This window comes from Actinokineospora diospyrosa, from assembly GCF_024171925.1.
Lineage (GTDB): Bacteria > Actinomycetota > Actinomycetes > Mycobacteriales > Pseudonocardiaceae > Actinokineospora > Actinokineospora diospyrosa.
Genome location: NZ_JAMTCO010000011.1, coordinates 50,923 through 69,759 on the forward strand (window position 1 = coordinate 50,923; position 18,837 = coordinate 69,759).

An 18,837-nucleotide genomic window follows, 5' to 3' on the forward strand; every position below is an offset into this window, starting at 1 on the left:
GATGAACCCGGTACACGCAAGGCGGTACTGGACGAGGTAGGTGGAAATGACGATCGAGGAGATCGCCGCAGCCGCGGGTGCCGCGGCGAGCAGCCGAGGTGCGAGACGGTTGGCCGAGACGGTGGTGGTCAGCCGGGGACACACGGTCCGAGGACGCGACCGCGGGACAACGATGGTGTCGTTGGTGGACAGCATCGCCGCCGCCGACGACCTCGACGCCGAGATCCACGTGGTCGAGCCGGACGGGAGCACGTGGTCGGTGACCCTCACCAGCGGGCACGCATCGAGGGAGCCACGGGACCGGTGACGTCCGGGCACACCGACCAGGGCGCTGACGAGGAATCGCTCGCCGCCTTCCTGAAGCAGGAGTGGCCGGTCCTGTACGAGTACGTCAGGCACCGGGTCAACGACACCCACAGGGCCGAAGACGTGCGACAGCAGACTGCGACGGCATTCATCCTCTTGTGGCGAGCGCGAGCTGGGATCGAGGCGGCTGAGGCCGCCCCGCTGCTCTATGGCATCGCGAACAAGAAGGTCGCTGACCACTTCCGCTTCCTCATACGCGAACACAAGCGCACTTCCCCGCTCACCGCGCCGCCGTGGGAGCACGGCAACAACGGGCACGACCTCGCTGACCCATCCGGCGAAGACTGGCTCGACGGGCTGCTGCAGCGCATGGTCGGTGCGACCAGGGACATCCCGTTGACCGATCGACAACAGCAGGCGATCGAATTGCACTGCCTCGAGGGACGTCAGCAGGACGAGACCGCCCGGATCATGGGGGTGTCCATCAGCACGGTCCAGAAGCACCTCGCCGCAGCGCGCACGAAGCTGCGGAAATGGGACGTCAGCGACCAGTTCGGCATCAGCACAGACCCCAAGGAGGCGCGATGACCACTCCCGAGCGTTCTCCGAAAGCCTTCGACATGGCCGCACTGACCGGGGCCATCGATGCGATGAGCGCCGAAGAGCGTCGAGCTGAACTCCAACTCGCCGAAGGGGTCGCCCTCGGTTTGGAGGCGGCTGCCCTCGGTGCGGAGTTCCTCGCCCGGGACGACTTGGCCCGTGCCAGGCAGTGGCTGGCTACTGCGGCCCGCAACGACGCCCCCGGTGCGGAGTTGATGCTCGCGGGGGTCGACGCGCGCATCGAGGCCACGGGCGGTCGTGGCACCCCTGCTGCCCCCAAGCCCGCATGGACGTTCGAGACCAGCCGCTTCGAGTCCGCACGGGCGATTGCCCAGGCCGAGGTCATCACCGGAGACAGCCAGGCGGCGGCGTTCGCGCGGATGCGCTCCACGCTCACCCGCGCGGCCGAAACCCGGGAGCGCGAGGAGCAGCAGGTCCTCAACACCCTGGACGAGGTGCGCGCCAGGCTTGCGGCGCTGGAAGCCATTGGGCCAGTGCGCGACAAGCTGGCCGAGCTGAACCGGCGGATCGAAGAGGTCTCAACCCGCATCGGCAAGGTGACCGGAAAGTCCGAACGCGGGCTGGCCAAGATCGACAAGATTCTCGCGGAGCACCCCCGTGGAAAGCCAGACATCGCGGCGGGCGCTTAAAAGCGGAACGCCCCCAGCCGTGGTGGCTGGGGGCGTTCCGTTGTCTATAGGACTAGCGGTAGTCGCGACCGAAGTCGTAGTCGTCCAGCGGGACGGCAGCACCGGTGCCGGTACCGAAGACATCCGGGGTGTAGTAGCCGTCGTCGTAGGAGGGGATCGCGTAGGCGGCGACCCGGGCCTCTTCGGTCGGCTGGACCTGGATGTTGCGGTACTTGTTGATGCCCGTACCGGCCGGGATCAACTTACCGATGATGACGTTCTCCTTCAGGCCCACGAGCCGGTCCGAGCGGCCGTTGATGGCCGCGTCGGTGAGCACGCGGGTGGTCTCCTGGAAGGAGGCCGCCGACAGCCACGAGTCGGTGGCCAGCGAGGCCTTGGTGATGCCCATCAGGACCGGGCGACCGGAGGCGGGCTCGCCGCCTGCGGCCACGACGCGGCGGTTCTCGGACTCGAACTCGGCGCGCTCGATGAGCGCTCCGGGCAGGAACTCCGCGGCACCGCTGTCGAGGATGGTGACCCGGCGCAGCATCTGCCGGACGATGACCTCGATGTGCTTGTCGTGGATCGACACACCCTGCGCGCGGTAGACCTTCTGGACCTCGTCCACCAGGTGCAGCTGCGCCTCGCGGGGACCCATCACGCGCAGGACCTCGTGCGGGTCCCGGGTGCCCTCGAGCAGCTGCTGGCCGACCGACACGTGGTCGCCGTCGGACAGCGGGCCGTCCGGGGTGGCCGCGAGCCGCTGGCGCTTGGACAGCTTCTCGAAGATGATCTCCTCGCTGCCGTCGTCCGGCGTGAGGGTGATCTTCCAGAAGCGGTCGCCGTCCTCGATCCGGACGCGGCCGTCGACGTCGGCGATCGGGGCCTTGCCCTTGGGGACGCGGGCCTCGAACAGCTCCTGCACACGCGGCAGACCGGTGGTGATGTCGTCGTTGACGACGCCACCCTGCTGGAAGGTGCGCATGGTCAGCTGGGTGCCGGGCTCACCGATGGACTGCGCGGCGACGATGCCGACGGCCTCACCGATGTCGACCAGCTGGCCGGTCGCCATCGAACGGCCGTAGCAGGTCGCGCAGACGCCGACCTGGGCCTCGCAGGTGAGCACGGAGCGCACCTTGACCTCGGTGACGCCCGAGGACAGCAGCCGCTCGATGGCCGGGTCGCCCAGGTCGTCGGCGCGGTTGAGCAGCACCTCGCCCGAGGAGTCCTTGACCTCACCGGCGACACAACGCGCGTAGACGCCGGTCTCGACGTACTGCGCGCGCACGACCTTGTCGCCCGCGTGCTCGCCGAGCTTCATCAGGATGCCGCGCGAGGTGCCGCAGTCGACCTCGCGGACGATGACGTCCTGCGACACGTCCACCAGACGCCGGGTCAGGTAACCCGAGTCGGCGGTGCGCAGCGCGGTGTCGGCCAGACCCTTGCGGGCACCGTGCGTCGCGATGAAGTACTCCAGCACCGACAGGCCTTCGCGGAAGTTGGCCTTGATCGGGCGCGGGATGAACTCACCACGCGGGTTGGTGACCAGACCGTTCATGCCAGCGAGCTGGCGGATCTGGGTCATGTTGCCCGCGGCGCCGGACTTCACGATCGTGGGGATCGGGTTGTCGTCGGGGAAGTTCTCCTCCATGGCGCGCGCGACGTCCTCGGTCGCGTTCGACCACACCTTGACGAGCTCGTTGTTGCGCTCGGTCGAGGAGAGCTGGCCGCGCTGGTAGCGCTTCTCGACGGTGTCGGCCTTCTTCTCGTACTCGTCGAGGATGCCCTGCTTGGCGGGCGGCACGACGACGTCGGAGATCGCGATGGTGACACCCGAGCGGGTGGCCCAGTAGAAGCCCGCGTCCTTGAGCTTGTCCAGCGTCCGCGCCACGGTGACCATCGGGTACCGCTCGGCGAGGTCGTTCACGATCGCGGCCTGACGCTTCTTCGGCATCGGCTCGTTCATGAACGGGTAGTCCGCCGGGAGCAGCTCGTTGAACAGCACGCGACCGAGGGTGGTGGTGGCCAGCCACGGCTGACCGGGGGTCCAGTCCTCGGGCTGCATGCCCGGGCCCGGGTAGCGGTCGTGGATGCGGATCTTGACCGAGGACTGCAGACCGATGATCTTGCGGTCGAAGGCCATGATCGCCTCGGCGGGCGAGGAGAACGCCAGGCCCTCACCCAGTCCGCCGTCCTTCGGGCGGGTCAGGTGGTAGATGCCGGTGACCATGTCCAGTCGCGGCATCGCCAGCGGGCGACCCGAGGCCGGGGACAGGATGTTGTTCGAGGACAGCATCAGGATGCGGGCCTCGGCCTGGGCCTCGGCCGACAGCGGCAGGTGGACCGCCATCTGGTCGCCGTCGAAGTCCGCGTTGAACGCCTCGCAGACCAGCGGGTGCAGCTGGATGGCCTTGCCCTCGACCAGCTGGGGCTCGAAGGCCTGGATGCCGAGGCGGTGCAGGGTGGGTGCGCGGTTGAGCATCACCGGGTGTTCGGTGATGACCTCTTCGAGCACGTCCCACACGGCCGGGCGGGCGCGCTCGACCATCCGCTTGGCGGACTTGATGTTCTGCGCGTGGTTGAGGTCCACGAGCCGCTTCATCACGAACGGCTTGAACAGCTCGAGCGCCATCGCCTTGGGCAGGCCGCACTGGTGCAGCTTGAGCTGCGGGCCGACGACGATGACCGAACGGCCGGAGTAGTCGACGCGCTTGCCGAGCAGGTTCTGGCGGAACCGGCCCTGCTTGCCCTTGAGCAGGTCGGACAGCGACTTCAGCGGCCGGTTGCCCGGGCCGGTGACCGGACGACCGCGGCGGCCGTTGTCGAACAGCGCGTCGACGGCCTCCTGCAGCATCCGCTTCTCGTTGTTGACGATGATCTCGGGCGCGCCGAGGTCGATCAGCCGCTTCAACCGGTTGTTGCGGTTGATCACGCGGCGGTACAGGTCGTTGAGGTCGGAGGTGGCGAAGCGGCCACCGTCGAGCTGCACCATCGGCCGCAGGTCCGGCGGGATGACCGGGACGCAGTCCAGGACCATGCCCATCGGCGAGTTGCGGGTCGCCTGGAACGCGGCGACGACCTTGAGCCGCTTGAGCGCGCGCAGCTTCTTCTGCCCCTTGCCGCTGCGGATGGTCTCGCGCAGGATGTCGGCCTCGGCGTCGACGTCGAAGTCGCGGGCCAGGGTCTGGATGGCCTCGGCGCCCATCGAGCCGGTGAAGTAGTCGCCGTAGCGGTCGATCAGCTCGCGGTAGAGCAGCTCGTCGGCGATGAGCTGCTTGGAGTCGAGCTTGGTGAAGGTCGTCCAGATCTCGTCGAGGCGGTCCAGCTCGCGCTGGGCGCGGTCGCGGAGCTGGCGCATCTCCCGCTCGCCGCCCTCCTTGACCTTGCGCCGGACGTCGCTCTTGGCGCCCTCGGCCTCGAGCTGAGCCAGGTCGGCCTCGAGCTTCTGCGCGCGGCCCTCGATGTCGGCGTCGCGCTTGTTCTCGACCTGCTTGCGCTCGACGCCCATCTCGGACTCGAGCGTCGGCAGGTCGTTGTGCCGCAGCTCGGCGTTCACCGAGGTGATCACGTAGGCGGCGAAGTAGATGATCTTCTCGAGGTCCTTGGGGGCCAGGTCGAGCAGGTAGCCCAACCGGGACGGGACGCCCTTGAAGTACCAGATGTGGGTGACCGGCGCGGCCAGCTCGATGTGGCCCATGCGCTCGCGGCGCACCTTGGCGCGGGTGACCTCGACGCCACAGCGCTCGCAGATGATGCCCTTGAAGCGCACGCGCTTGTACTTGCCGCAGTAGCACTCCCAGTCCCGGGTGGGACCGAAGATCTTCTCGCAGAACAGCCCATCCTTTTCCGGCTTCAGCGTCCGGTAGTTGATGGTCTCGGGCTTCTTAACCTCACCAAAGGACCACTGGCGGATGTCGTCAGCAGTGGCCAAACCGATGCGGAGCTCATCGAAGAAGTTGACGTCCAGCACGTCTGTTCTTCTCCCCTTCTTGGTTACAGCACGTAAATGGGGGATCAGCGCCTGCCCGCCGGGACGGTTTTCCGAGCCGTCCCGGCGGCGGCAGCGAGGTTAATTCACCACGTCGTCGACGGACGGCGACTCGTTGCGGGACAGGTTGATGCCGAGGTTGGCCGCGGCGCGCTCCAGGTCCTCGTCGTCCCCGTCGCGCATCTCGATCGCGGCACCGTCGCTGGAGAGGACCTCCACGTTCAGGCACAGCGACTGGAGCTCCTTGAGGAGCACCTTGAACGACTCCGGGATGCCCGGCTCGGGGATGTTCTCGCCCTTGACGATCGCCTCGTAGACCTTCACGCGGCCGAGGACGTCGTCGGACTTGATGGTCAGCAGTTCCTGCAGCGTGTACGCGGCGCCGTAGGCCTGCATCGCCCAGCACTCCATCTCACCGAAGCGCTGGCCACCGAACTGGGCCTTACCGCCGAGCGGCTGCTGGGTGATCATCGAGTACGGGCCGGTCGAGCGGGCGTGGATCTTGTCGTCGACCAGGTGCAGCAGCTTGAGGATGTACATGTAGCCGACCGAGACCGGGTACGGGTACGGCTCACCGCTGCGGCCGTCGAACAGCTGCGCCTTGCCGTCCTCCTTGACCATCCGCTCACCGTCGCGGTTGGGCCGGGTGGAGGCGAGCAGACCGGAGAGCTCGTTCTCCTTGACGCCGTCGAACACCGGGGTGGCGGTGTTGGTGTCCGGCTCGACGTCGTAGAGGTCCTCGGGCAGCTTCGAGGCCCACTCGGGGTTGCCCTCGATCTGCCAGCCCTGTTTCGCGATCCAGCCCAGGTGCGATTCCAGGATCTGCCCGATGTTCATACGACGCGGCACACCGTGGGTGTTCAGCACGACGTCGACCGGGGTGCCGTCGGGCAGGAACGGCATGTCCTCGACCGGGAGGATCTTGCCGATGACGCCCTTGTTGCCGTGCCTGCCCGCGAGCTTGTCGCCGTCCTGGATCTTGCGCTTCTGGGCGACGTAGACCCGGACCAGCTCGTTGACGCCGGGGGGCAGCTCGTCCTCGTCCTCGCGGGAGAACACCCGGATGCCGATGACCTTGCCGGTCTCGCCGTGCGGCACCTTCAGCGAGGTGTCGCGCACCTCGCGCGCCTTCTCGCCGAAGATCGCGCGCAGCAGCCGCTCCTCCGGGGTCAGCTCGGTCTCGCCCTTGGGGGTGACCTTGCCGACCAGGATGTCACCGGCGCCGACCTCGGCACCGATGCGGATGATGCCGCGCTCGTCGAGGTCGGCGAGCACCTCCTCGGAGACGTTCGGGATGTCCCGGGTGATCTCCTCGGCGCCGAGCTTGGTGTCGCGGGCGTCGATCTCGTGCTCGTCGATGTGGATCGAGGTGAGCACGTCGTCCTGCACGAGGCGCTGCGACAGGATGATCGCGTCCTCGTAGTTGTGGCCCTCCCACGGCATGATCGCCACGAGCAGGTTCTTGCCGAGCGCCATCTCGCCGTCTTCGGTGCACGGCCCGTCGGCGATGACCTGGCCAGCCTCGATCCGGTCGCCCTCGGCGATGATCGGCTTCTGGTTGATGCAGGTGCCCTGGTTGGACCGGCGGAACTTGTGCATCCCGTAGGTCTGCCGGGTGCCGTCATCGGCCATGATCGTGATGAAGTCGGCGGAGAGCTCCTCGACCACACCGGCCTTCGAGGCGGTGACCAGGTCGCCGCCGTCGACCGCGGCGCGCAGCTCCATGCCGGTGCCGACCAGCGGCGACTCGCTGCGCAGCAGCGGCACCGCCTGGCGCTGCATGTTGGCGCCCATCAGCGCGCGGTTGGCCGCGTCGTGCTCGAGGAACGGGATCATCGCGGTCGCGACCGAGACCATCTGGCGCGGCGAGACGTCCATGTAGTCCACGTCGAACGGCTCGATGAACTCGACCTCGCCGCCCTTCTTGCGCACGAGCACGCGCTCCTCGGCGAAGTGGCTCTGGTCGTCGAGCGGCGCGTTGGCCTGCGCGATGACGTGGCGCTCCTCCTCGTCCGCGGTCAGGTAGTCGATCTGGTCGGTGACCTGGCCCTCGACGACCTTGCGGTACGGGGTCTCGATGAAGCCGAACGGGTTCACCCGCGCGTAGCTCGACAGCGAGCCGATCAGGCCGATGTTCGGGCCTTCCGGGGTCTCGATCGGGCACATGCGGCCGTAGTGGCTGTGGTGGACGTCGCGGACCTCCATGCCCGCGCGCTCACGCGACAGACCGCCGGGGCCGAGCGCGGACAGGCGGCGCTTGTGGGTCAGGCCCGCGACCGGGTTGGTCTGGTCCATGAACTGCGAGAGCTGCGAGGTGCCGAAGAACTCCTTGATCGCCGCCACCACGGGCCGGATGTTGATCAGGGTCTGCGGGGTGATCGCCTCGACGTCCTGGGTGGTCATCCGCTCGCGGACCACGCGCTCCATCCGGGAGAGGCCGACCCGGATCTGGTTCTGGATCAGCTCACCCACGGTGCGCAGGCGGCGGTTGCCGAAGTGGTCGATGTCGTCGACCTCGACCGGCACGTCGATCGCGTTCTCGCCCTTGCCGACGGTCATGTTGGTGTCGCCAGCGTGCAGGCGGACCAGGTACTCGATGGTGGTGACGATGTCGTCCTCGGTCAGCACCCCGACCTGGGTCGGCGACCGCAGCCCCAGCTTCTTGTTGACCTTGTAGCGGCCCACCTTGGCCAGGTCGTAGCGCTTGTCCTTGAAGAACAGGTTCTCCAGCAGGGTCTGCGCGGACTCCTTGGTCGGCGGCTCACCCGGGCGCAGCTTGCGGTAGATGTCGAGCAGCGCCTCGTCGGTGCCCGCGGTGTGGTCCTTCTCCAGCGTGGCGAGCAGCGTCTCGGAGAAGGAGAACCGCTCGCGGATCGCCTCGGTGGTCCAGCCGAGCGCCTTGAGCAGCACGGTGACCGGCTGGCGGCGCTTGCGGTCGATGCGCACACCGACGGTGTCGCGCTTGTCGACGTCGAACTCGAGCCACGCACCCCGGCTCGGGATGACCTTGACGCTGAAGACGTCCTTGTCGGTCGTCTTGTCGATGTTGGTGTCGAAGTAGACACCGGGCGACCGGACCAGCTGCGAGACAACGACACGCTCGGTGCCGTTGATGATGAACGTGCCCTTGTTGGTCATCACGGGGAAGTCGCCCATGAACACCGTCTGGCTCTTGATCTCGCCGGTGGTGTTGTTGGTGAACTCCGCGGTGACGAACAGCGGGGCCGCGTACGTCATGTCCTTGTCCTTGCACTCCTCCACGGAGGCCTTGACCTCGTCGAAGCGCGGGTCCGAGAAGGACAGGGACATGGAGCCGGAGAAGTCCTCGATCGGGGAGATCTCGTTGAGGACTTCCTCAAGGCCGCCGACGGGGTTCTCGTCACCGGCGTCGACGCGGCGCTGGAACCACGCCTCGGCGCCGGTGAACCACTCGAACGACTGGATCTGCAGGTCCAGCAGGTTGGGGGTACCCAGGGGCTCGCGGATCTTGGCGAACGAGACCCGGCGGGGGGCGTTCGGGATGCCCGAGTTCGAGGGGGTGGAGTTGGTCGCAGCAGTGGCCTTGGTCGCGCGGGAGACTGCCAAGATGCGTCCTTCCAGGACTATGAGCGGTTGACAGTCGCGCTAGCAACAGTTAGAGCGCCTGTCAAGGGTGCCGTGGTGCCCAACATCCTAGCTCTTGGCAAAGGGCGTGCGGAAAGTGGGCAGCGCAAAGGGGCAGTCTAGCCACTATAGAGGCGACTGTCGAGGCCCGCCGCTCAATCGGTCCTCCCGCTCAGTACGTGCTGGGTAACAGACTGACCCCGAGTGGTCGCCGAGTCAAGATGCCACGCGAACCAGACCACTTTTGCAGCAGTCCGAATCCGTTCACCGATCAACGCTTGACCAGCGCAAACGCAGCTGCTAGCCCGTTCGCGCACTAGCACCCGGTGGCCTGCTGGCCGCCCGGGAGGGCCTGGTCGAGCATGTCGAAATCCGTGATCTTCCACGCTCCGTCGACCTTCTCCGCGCGCACCCCGAAGACCGCGCCGCTGGCGGTCGTCTGGTTCTGGTCGGCCCGGGTGGTCGACTGGTCGACGAACACCAGGAGGTCGGCCTTGTCCCCGGCGAGCCGGGTGACGCCGATCTTGCGGACCTTGGTGGTCAGCACGAGCTTCTGCTCGGGGGCGAGCTTGCGCACTTGGCCGAAGAGCTTGTCGTACTCGCAGGTGGCGGTACCGGCGAGCGTCTCCTTCACCGCCTGGGCGTTCGCGTCGAGGTCTGTGTAGCTATAGGAGAGGGTGCGCTCGACGGCCACGGTGAGCCTGCCGGTGACCTCGCTGGTCAGGGCCGCGTTGACCAGGGCCTCGTTGGTGCTGTCGACGCCGGAGGTCTTCGAGTCGTACTGGCCCTTGAAGTAGAGCGCGCCCGCGGTGAAGAGGACCGTGAGCAGGACGAGCAGGAGGAGGACCGTGCCGCGGCCGGAGCGCTTCGGCTCGGTGTCGGCCGCGAGCTCGAGGACTTCGGGGATTCGGGCGGGCACCGGCGTGCCCGCCTCGCGGCGCTTGCCGGTCGGGCGGGACACCGGCTCGGCACCGATGACGCCGTCGGCGACGACCTGGTCACCGATCTGGTCCTCGACCTGGTCTTCGACACGGTCCGGGGCGGGCTCGGCGGGGGCGGGCACCGCTCGCGCGGGCGCGGCGAGGTCCACCGGCTGACCGAGGGCGACCTCGGGTTCCGGCTCCGGGGCAGGCTCGGGCTCGGTCACCGCAGGTTCGGTCACCGCGGGTTCGGTGAGCGCGGGTTCGGTGAGCGCGGGTTCGGTGAGCGCGGGTTCGGCCGGGATCGCTTCGTCCGGCGTTCCCGGTGTCTCCGGCGCGGGGGCGCTCGGCTTGCGCAGGCCCGCGACGCGGGGGCGGCGGGTCGGACCGGCGGCTGGCGTGCGGCGGCGGGGTGGGGTTGGCACGGGTGTCCTCTCAGCCTGCCGGGGTGAAGGGCACGGGGGTGACGCCGCTGAGCTTCCAGTCGTCGCCGACGCGGTCGACCGCGGCTTGCAGGCGCAGGTACTTCGGGGTGGCCTGCTTGCCCTCCGGGGTGACGTCCACCCGGACCGCGGCGATGACCTCGGCCTTGCCCTCGCGCTCGCGCAGGTCGGTCACCGCGATCTTGAGCACGGTCGCGGTGGTGACCGTCTTGGCCTGCTCCAACGCGGCCTTGCTGGAGGTGCGCCGGGTCTCGAACTCCTCGCGCAGCGGGCCGGTCGAGGCGTTGATCCAGCGGGTGAGGTCTTCGTCGACCTTGCGGTAGTCCAGGGTGCTGACGGTGACCAGCGCGGCGCTCGCGACCCGGGAGACCTCGTCGCGGGTGCCCGCGATGTCCAGGTCGTCGTCGGTGCCCGCGCGCAACCAGGCGATGCCGAACCACGCGGCGAAGCCGAACGCTGCCACGGTGATCAGCAGGAGCGCGCCAAGCATGCTCGCGGTGGCGCGGAACCGCGGTCGGCGCTCCCGCGTGTCCGGCTCGGTGTCGGCGGTCATCGCACTCCTTCTCTACCCGGAGGTAGGTTAGCCCCCCAGGCCGAGCAGCCCGGCGAGGCTGGCCAACCCGCCGAGGCCGGGCTGGGTGATCGTGCCGGGGATGCTGTTCTGGGCCATGTCGGCGAGTTGCTGGGCCGGGCGGTCCCGGTTGGCGGCGAGGTCCTGCTGGGTCGGCTGGACGGGCTTGCCGCCGAAGGGCGCGTTCTGCGATCCGCGCACGTTAATGGGGCTGCCGACCGGTTCGGCGCAGTAGGCCTGCGCGTTCTCCTGGACCGGGGCGGTGTCGTTGCCCGCGCGGCGCTGGGTGCCCTCGTAGCCGCGGGTGCAGGCGGGCGGGTCGAACAGGTTCAGCGCGAGGCCGAGGTGGGCGGTGCCGTCGCCGGGGACGACGGTCTTCGGGCCCACGGCGACCACGGGGTAGGCGACCAGCGCGAGTTCCAGGCCGTCGACCCGGGTGAGCAGGATGTTCGACGTGGTCAGCAGGTTCGCGGTGAGGTAGCCGATGCCCTGGCCGGATTCGCGCAGCAGGCCGGTGACGGCGTCGGCAGCGCCGGGGGTGGCCGCGATCAACTGCCGGATGGCCGGGTCGGAGGTGCGCAGCTGCGCGGACAGGTCGCGTAGATCGGCGGCGAAGGACTTGATGTTGCCGGACTGGGCGGCCTGGGTGCCGAGCACGATCGCGCCGTCGTCGATGAGCTTGATGGTCTGCGGCAGGCTCGCCTTGGCGGCTTGGGTGAACTCGCCGGTGGTGTCGATCAGCAGCCGCAGGTCGTCGCCGGTGCCCGCGAAGGCCTTGTCCAGCTCGTCGACCACCGTGCGCAGGGCGTCGGTCGGGACCGAGGTGGCGAGGTTGTCCAGGTCGCGGATGACGGTGTCGGTGCTGACCGGGGTCTTGGCGCGGTCGGCGGGGATGACCGCGCCCTCGGTCAGGTGGTCGCCGCCCTCGGCGCGCGGGCGCAGGTCGACGAACTGCTCGCCGACGGCCGAGCGGTTGGCGATCACCGCGTCCAGGTCGGCGGGGATGTCCGGGGCGGAGGGCTCGATGTCGAGGTCGACGTCCATGCCCGCGCGGGTCAGCCGGATCTCGCCGACCCGGCCGACGTTCACGCCGCGGTAGGTGACCTCGGCGTTGGTGAAGATGCCACCGGAGTCGGTGAGCTGGAGGGTGACCCGGTAGCCGCTGGCGCCGAAGACCCGGCCGACGTCGGTGAACCGGAACGCGGCGTAGACCACGGAGACGACGGCGATCAGGAAGAACGCGACGAGCTGGAGGCGGACCTTCTTTGTGAGCATCAGGAACCGCCTCCCAGCAGGATGTCGAACAGGCCGCCGAGCCCGGGCTGGTTCTGGGTCGGCTGCGGGATGCCGAGCGCGGGCAACGGCAACGGGGCGGGCGCGTTCGCGGGGACGCCGCTGGTGCCGCTGGTCGCCGGACCGATGATCGGGATGTCCTGCAACGGGTTCTGGCGGCTGCGGCTGAGGTTGTCGAGCACGCTCTGCAGGTTCAGGTCGATCTTCGCGTAGAGGTTGAAGTAGTCGCCCTGCACGCCTTTCACCGCTTGGTCGGTGAACGGGAAGGTCAGCATCAGCTCCAGCGACTTGGGCAGGTTCGCGCCCGCCTCGCCGAGCTTCTGCAGGGTGGGCGCGAGCGCCTTGAGGTCGGCGACGAGGTCGGCCTGGCTCTTGTTGACCGTGTCCACGGCGACGTCGGAGAGGGTGTCGAGGCTCTGCAGCATCGTCACCAGCTGGCGGCGCTGGTCGGACAGGACCCGCAGGCCCGGGCCGATGTCGTCCACGGCGCCGACGAGCTGGTCCTTCTGCGCGTTGAGGGTGCTGGCGAGCCGGTTGACGCCGTCGAGGGCGCGGGTGATGTCGGACTTCCCGGCGTCGAGGGTGGTCACCATGGTGTTGACGTTGTCGAGCAGCGCGCGGAGGGCGGTCTCGTTGCCGGACGTGGCCGCGTTCAGCTCCTTGGTGATGGTCTGCAACTGCTCGACCCCGCCACCGTTGAGCAGCAGCGACAACGCGCCTAGTACTTCTTCGACCTCGGTGTTGCGGTTGGTGCGGTCGAGAGGGATAAGAGCGCCGTCGGTGAGCTTGCCGCTGGCTGCCGAAGGCGCGCTTAGCTCGACGTACTTCTCCCCGAGCAGGCTCGACTGCCGCAGCTTGGCCAATGCGTTGGCAGGTAGCTCTACCTCGCCGTTGACCAGAACGGTGACTTCAGCGGTCCAGCCGTCGGCAGCGAGCGCGATCTCGTCGACTCGGCCGACGGTGACTTCGTTGACCTTCACACCGGACTGAGGCACTAGGTCCAAGACGTCGTGGAACTGGACCTTCACCTTGTATGGGTGGTCGCCGAGGTCAGCGCCGCCGGGGAGGGGGAGGTCGTAGATGCCGGTAAAACCGCAGCCAGACAGGGCCATCGCAGCTGCGAGCGTGACAGCGAGACGTTTCATCACCGGCCTCCGAGCGAGTAGGCGTCACCGGCGATAGGCAGCGGAAGAGTCGGGAGCTTGCCGCTGCGCATGCCCTCAATGACCTGCGCGGGAGACGGCAGCGGTATCGCGCCCTGCACGACCGGGGCCAGCTGATCGCACAGGTCCGCGAGGGTCGTTGGCAGCGGCTGCGCGGTGCCTTGGCGGACCAACTTGCACACGGTCACGATCGGCGGCTGGGTCAACTCGTTGAGGTTGGCCCGCGCGTCGAGGGTGCCCGAGGACGCGTTGTAGGTGTTGATCACGTTGCTCAACGCCAGCGGGGCGATGTCGAGCGTCTCGGCGAGCGCGGCCCGCTGGTCGACCAGCACCTGGGTCACCGAGGCCAACTTGTCCACATTGGACTTGATGCTGCCCCGGTTCTCGTTGATGAACCGCTGCACCGCGCCGAGGGCGATCCCGAGCTGGTCGACGGCGGCGGCGAGGTTGCCGCGCTCACCGGCCAGGAACTTCGACGCCTCGGCGAGCTCGGTGGTGAAGGTCTGGACGTTCTTGTCGTTGGCGGCCAGTGTGCTGGTGAACTTCTGCAGCTGGGTGATGGTGGCGAAGAGGTCCTCGGAGTTGCCGGACAGGGTGCTGCTGAGCTGCCCGAGCTGCGTGACGGTGTCGTTGACCGCCTGCCCGTTGCCGTCGAGGTTCTTGGCGAGGGTGGTCAGCAAGTCGGAGAGGGCCCCGTCCTTGTTGACGCCGTTCGGGCCGAGGGTCTCGCTGACCCGGGCCAGGCTGGCGTACAGGTCGTCGACCTCCAGCGGGGTCGCGGTGCGCTCGCGGGGGATGACCGCGCCGGTCGCGAGGACGGCGCCGCCGGTGTAGGCGGGGGTGAGCTGCACATACCGGTCCGACACGAGGGACGGCGCGACGATGACCGCCTTGGCATCCCCGGGCACCTCGACGGTCCGGTCTACCAACATCTCGACTTCGACCCGGTCTCCCCTCGGCGTGATCTTGTTGACGGTGCCGACCCGAACGCCGAGGACCCGCACATCGTTGTCCTCGTAGAGCCCGACGACACCGGAGAACACAGCCGTGTACCGCTTGTCGTTGGGCTCGCGCAGCAACCACCACAGTGCGCCTGCGACGACTAGGGCCAGGACACAGAGAAGAACCAGAATCCTCGTCGCGTCCCGACGGGCCTTGGTGGTGAAGGTGCTCACTTGGCCTCCCCCAGGCATCCGGGCTGGTTGAACTGGCCGATTGATGGGGGGAGCAGGCCGCAGATGTAGTTGTCGAACCAGCGGCCGCTGCCGATCGCGTTGTTGAACTGGCGCACGAAGGGGGCGAACTTCTTGATGCCCTCGGCCAGGGAGTCCTGGTTGCGCTGCAGCATCGTCGTCAGCTGGTCCAGGCTCTGCAGGACCGGGGCCAACTGGCCGTTGTTGTCCGCGACCAGGCCCTGGAGTTCCGTCGCCAGGTTCTTGGTGCCGGTCAGCAGGGCGGAGATGGCGTTCTTGCGGTTGTTGAGCTCGTTGAGCAGCAGGCTGCCGTCCGCCAGGAGCTTGGCGACCTCAGCGTCCCGGTCGGCCAGGGTGGTGGAGATTTCGCGGGTGTTGGCCAGCAGGGAGGCCAGCTGGTCGTCGCGCGAGGAGATGGTGCGCGAGAGGGACTGCAGGCCGGTGAGGGCGCCGCGGACTTCGCCGGGGGTGTCGGCGAAGGTGTCGGCGATGACCTCGAAGCTGCGGGCCAGCTGGGTCGTGTCGATCTCGTTCACGGTGTCGGCCAGGCCGCGGAAGGCTTCCAGGACGTCGTAGGGGGCGGTGGTGCGGGAGCGCGGGATGCGGGTGCCGGGGTCGAGCACGTCGGTCCCGTCCGGCTGCAACGACAGGAACTTCTGGCCCAGCAGCGTCTTGATCTTGATCTCGGCCCTGGTGCGGTCGCCGACCCAGGCGTCGCGGACCTTGAACCGGACCACCACGCGGTCGCCGTCGAGGGCCACGTCGGACACCGTGCCGACCTTGATGCCCGCGATCCGCACCTCGTCGTCGGCCTGGATGCCCGCGGCCTCGCTGAACTCCGCGCTGTAGGTGGTGCCGCCGCCGATGATCGGCAGGTCGTCGGAGTTGATCGCGGCCAGCAGGACCAGCGCGATGGTGAGCAGGCTGACCAGCCCGATCGGGATCGGGTTGCGGGAGCGGAACGACCGGCTCATCGCAGGCACCTCGCCTGGCTCGCGGGCAGCACGGGGATGTTCAGCGGCGTGCTGATCAGCCCGGGCACGCTCACCTCGCCGGACGCCTCGCAGAGGTAGAAGTTGAACCACGAGCCGTAGCTGACGGTGCGGGTCAGCGCGGAGGTCTTGGTCGGCAGGAACTGGATGAAGTGCTCGACGGTCTGCTCGTTCTCGTTGAGCGTGCGCACCAGGCCGCCGAGGTTGGCGATGTCCTGCTTGAGCGGCTCACGCGCCTCGTCGAGCAAGCCCGCGGTCGTGGTCGTCAGGCCGCCGAGGGCGTCGATGGCCTGCCCGATCGGCTCGCGGTCCTCGGCGAGGCCGCTGACCAGCTGCTGCACCTGGGTGATCACCGTGGACAGCTGGTCGCCGTGCGCGTTGACGGTGGTCAGCACGCTGTTGAGGTTGGTGATGACCTCGCCGATGACCTGGTCCTTCTCGGCCAAGGTGCTGGTCAGCGACGCCGTGTGCGACAGCAGTGTCTCGACCGTGCCGCCCTCGCCCTGAAGCACCTGGATGATCTCGTAGGACAGCTTGTTGACCTCGTCCGGCGATAGGGCCTGGAACAGCGGCTTAAAGCCGTTGAACAGCTGCGTAAGGTCGAGCGCGGGCTTGGTGCGCTGCACCGAGATGGTGTCGCCGGGGTTGAGGACCGCGTTCGGGTCGTCGCCCGCGCCCTGGCCGAGCGCGACGTAGCGCTGGCCGACCAGGTTGCGGAACTTGATCTGCGCGGTGACCGCGGCGGGCAGCTTGCGGTCGGCGGCGACGGAGAACCGGACCAGCGCCTGGGTCCGGTCGACCACCTCGACCTCGTCGACCTGCCCGACCCGCACGCCCGCGATCCGCACGTCGTCACCGGGCAGCAGCAGCGTCGCGTCGGTGAACCGCGCCTGGTAGCCGGTGGTGGAGCTGAGGTTGACGTTGGCGATGCTGATCGCCAGGACCGCCGTGGCCGCGATCGTGACGACCGTGAACACGGCCAGCTTGATCAGCGGTGCCGCGAGACCCCTCATTGGAACCTCACCTCCGCGCCCCGGAACGCCGGGCCGAGCAGCATGGTCGACCAGCCGGGGACCTGCTCCGGTTCGACGCCCAGCTCGGGGGCGATGATCTGCGCCAGGAACGCCGCTTCCTGCGGGGAGTTGGCGATGCCGATGTCAGCGCCGTCCGTGGCGGCGTTGGGCGTGGTGTTGCCCGGCGGCAGCAGTCCATCTTGGACGGACCGGGCGGGCGCCGGGCTGCTCGCGCCGTCGCGCAGCGGGCCGTCGGGCGGGGACTGCGGGAACGGCGAGGGGAACTGGGTGAAGTCGTAGCAGCGCGGGCCGCGGTTCTCCTCGTAGCGCGGCTCGTCCTTGCCCGGCCGGTAGGGGCCGCGGTTGACCGTGATCTCGATGGTCGCGTGCAGGCCGGGCTTGTTGGTGCCCTTGCCGAACGCCTTGTCCAGCTCCGGCACGGCCTCGGCCATCAGCTGCAACAGGCACGGGTACTCCGGGGAGTACCTGGCCAGCGTCTCCAGGGTCGGCCGGGAGGAGTCGGCGAGCTGGATCAGGTTGCCCTTGTTGACCCGCAGGAACGCGTCGAGGTCGCGGGCGGCCGTGGTGGTGGTCGCGTAGAGGGCGTCGAGGTTGGCGCGCTGGTCGGCGATGGTCTTCGAGGTGGCGGTCAGGTCCGTCAGCGCGGCGACCAAGTCGGGTGTGGCGTCGCTGTAGGTGTCGGCGACGGTGGCGAGGGTGCGCAGGTCCTGCTGCAGCCGGGGCAGGTGCGGGTTCAGCTCGCCGACGAGTTCACCCAGGTCAGCGAGGGTCTTGCCGAGGTCTTCGCCACGACCTTCGAGGGCGGTGGCGATCGCGGTCAGCGTGCTGGACAGCTTCTGCGGCTGGACGGCCTGCAGGACCGGGAGCAGGCTCTCGAAGGCCTCCTCCAGCTCGACCGCGCGCACCGAGGTGTCCTGCTTGATCCGGTCCCCCGCGGTCAGCGGCCGCGGCGAGGCGTCCTCGGGGATCTGCAGGGCGACGTAGCGCTCGCCGAAGAGGGTCTTGGGCAGGAACCGGGCGGAGACGTTGCCGGGGATCAGGTCGATCTTGTCCGGGTCCAGCGCCAGGTCCAGCTCGGCGCCGCCCGCGGTCGGGGTGATCTTGCGGACCTCGCCGACGATGAGGCCGCGCACCTTGACGTCGGAGTGCACCGACAGCTGGTTGCCGACCTTGTCGGTGGTCAGCGTGACGGCGGCGACCGGGGTGAACGCCTTGGTGTACATGGCGATGCTGAGCCCGACCAGGGCCGCGACCACCACGATGAACAGCAGCCCGTTGAGCCTGCGCCGGATCGTCGCGCTCATCCGGCGATCCGCACGGTCGTCGTGGTGCCCCAGATCGCGAAGCCGATGAAGAAGTTCACCAGCGCGACGGTGACGATGGTGGTCCGCACGGCCCGCCCGACCGCGATGCCGACCCCGGCAGGGCCGCCGCTGGCGGTGTAGCCGTAGTAGCAGTGCGACAGGATGATGATGATCGCGAAGATCAGCACCTTGCCGAAGGACCAGAAGACGTCTTCGGGGGGTAAGAACAGGTTGAAGTAGTGGTCGTAGGTGCCCGCGGACTGGCCGTAGAAGTGGACGGTGATCGTCCGGGACGCGAGGTACGAGGTCAGCAGGCCGATGATGTAGAGCGGGATGACCGCGATGAAGCCCGCGATGATCCGGGTGGTGACCAGGAACGGCAGGCTCGGGACGGCCATGACCTCCAGCGCGTCGATCTCCTCGGAGATGCGCATCGCGCCGAGCTGCGCGGTGAAGCCGGACCCGACGGTCGCGGAGAGGGCCAGGCCCGCGACGAGCGGGGCGATCTCGCGGGTGTTGATGTAGGCCGAGGCGAACCCGGAGAACGCGGCGGTGCCGATCTGGTCCAGCGCGGCGTAGCCCTGCAGGCCGACCACGACCCCGGTGAACACGGTCAAGCCCACCATGACGCCGACGGTGCCGCCGATGACCGCGAGCGCGCCGCTGCCGAAGCTGACCTCGGCCAGCAGGCGGAGGGTCTCCCGGGTGTAGCGGCGCAGGGCCCGCGGGATCCAGGCGATCGCGCGGACGTAGAAGGACAGCTGGTCGCCGAGGTTGTCGAGCGCTTTGAGGACCACG

The 18,837-nt window shown here is 68.6% G+C and carries 14 protein-coding genes; 3 read left to right on the forward strand and 11 right to left on the reverse strand.

Going from position 1 to position 18,837, the window contains the following annotated elements; translation table 11 throughout:
• Nucleotides 1–46: 46 nt before the first annotated feature.
• Genes LV75_RS22535 through LV75_RS22545 form a run of 3 tightly spaced genes read left to right on the forward strand, consistent with a single transcriptional unit; the run spans nt 47 to nt 1,556 of the window.
• Nucleotides 47–307 carry a hypothetical protein gene (locus LV75_RS22535; RefSeq protein WP_253888983.1) on the forward strand — a complete coding sequence of 87 codons (261 nt, stop codon included), beginning with the start codon at nt 47–49 and terminating at the stop codon, nt 305–307.
• Nucleotides 304–894 carry an RNA polymerase sigma factor gene (locus LV75_RS35600; protein ID WP_253888984.1) on the forward strand — a complete coding sequence of 197 codons (591 nt, stop codon included), beginning with the start codon at nt 304–306 and terminating at the stop codon, nt 892–894. Before LV75_RS22535 ends, LV75_RS35600 begins: the two co-directional genes overlap by 4 nt.
• Complete coding sequence (locus LV75_RS22545; RefSeq protein ID WP_253888985.1) at nt 891–1,556, forward strand: hypothetical protein; 666 nt, start codon at nt 891–893, stop codon at nt 1,554–1,556. Before LV75_RS35600 ends, LV75_RS22545 begins: the two co-directional genes overlap by 4 nt.
• Before the next feature lie 52 nt (nt 1,557–1,608).
• Here LV75_RS22545 and LV75_RS22550 read toward each other — a convergent pair whose 3' ends face one another.
• From LV75_RS22550 to LV75_RS22600, 11 genes are all read right to left on the reverse strand, one after another.
• Complete coding sequence (locus tag LV75_RS22550) at nt 1,609–5,505, reverse strand: DNA-directed RNA polymerase subunit beta' (protein WP_253888986.1); 3,897 nt, start codon at nt 5,503–5,505, stop codon at nt 1,609–1,611.
• Between the two features lie 99 nt (nt 5,506–5,604).
• Nucleotides 5,605–9,108, reverse strand: a complete 3,504-nt coding sequence (gene rpoB, locus LV75_RS22555) for a DNA-directed RNA polymerase subunit beta (protein WP_253888987.1) — start codon at nt 9,106–9,108, stop codon at nt 5,605–5,607.
• Between the two features lie 334 nt (nt 9,109–9,442).
• A complete protein-coding gene (locus LV75_RS22560) occupies nt 9,443–10,471 on the reverse strand; it encodes a hypothetical protein (RefSeq protein WP_253888988.1) in 1,029 nt (342 codons plus the stop codon).
• Nucleotides 10,472–10,481: 10 nt separating this feature from the next.
• A complete protein-coding gene (locus LV75_RS22565) occupies nt 10,482–11,042 on the reverse strand; it encodes an Rv1363c family protein (RefSeq protein ID WP_253888989.1) in 561 nt (186 codons plus the stop codon).
• Nucleotides 11,043–11,069: 27 nt separating this feature from the next.
• Nucleotides 11,070–12,335: an MCE family protein gene (locus LV75_RS22570; protein WP_253888990.1), complete on the reverse strand. Its 1,266-nt coding sequence runs from the start codon at nt 12,333–12,335 to the stop codon at nt 11,070–11,072.
• Nucleotides 12,335–13,498: an MCE family protein gene (locus LV75_RS22575; RefSeq protein WP_253888991.1), complete on the reverse strand. Its 1,164-nt coding sequence runs from the start codon at nt 13,496–13,498 to the stop codon at nt 12,335–12,337. Before LV75_RS22575 ends, LV75_RS22570 begins: the two co-directional genes overlap by 1 nt.
• Complete coding sequence (locus LV75_RS22580; protein WP_253888992.1) at nt 13,498–14,691, reverse strand: MCE family protein; 1,194 nt, start codon at nt 14,689–14,691, stop codon at nt 13,498–13,500. The genes LV75_RS22575 and LV75_RS22580 overlap by 1 nt, the downstream gene beginning before the upstream one ends.
• A complete protein-coding gene (locus tag LV75_RS22585) occupies nt 14,688–15,683 on the reverse strand; it encodes an MCE family protein (protein WP_253888993.1) in 996 nt (331 codons plus the stop codon). The genes LV75_RS22580 and LV75_RS22585 overlap by 4 nt, the downstream gene beginning before the upstream one ends.
• Complete coding sequence (locus LV75_RS22590) at nt 15,680–16,714, reverse strand: MCE family protein (protein ID WP_253888994.1); 1,035 nt, start codon at nt 16,712–16,714, stop codon at nt 15,680–15,682. The genes LV75_RS22585 and LV75_RS22590 overlap by 4 nt, the downstream gene beginning before the upstream one ends.
• On the reverse strand, nt 16,711–18,039 hold the full coding sequence (locus tag LV75_RS22595) for an MCE family protein (RefSeq protein WP_253888995.1): 1,329 nt from the start codon (nt 18,037–18,039) through the stop codon (nt 16,711–16,713). Before LV75_RS22595 ends, LV75_RS22590 begins: the two co-directional genes overlap by 4 nt.
• Nucleotides 18,036–18,836 (reverse strand): MlaE family ABC transporter permease, encoded by an 801-nt coding sequence (locus LV75_RS22600; RefSeq protein WP_253888996.1) that lies wholly within the window; start codon nt 18,834–18,836, stop codon nt 18,036–18,038. Before LV75_RS22600 ends, LV75_RS22595 begins: the two co-directional genes overlap by 4 nt.
• Nucleotide 18,837 lies beyond the last annotated feature (1 nt).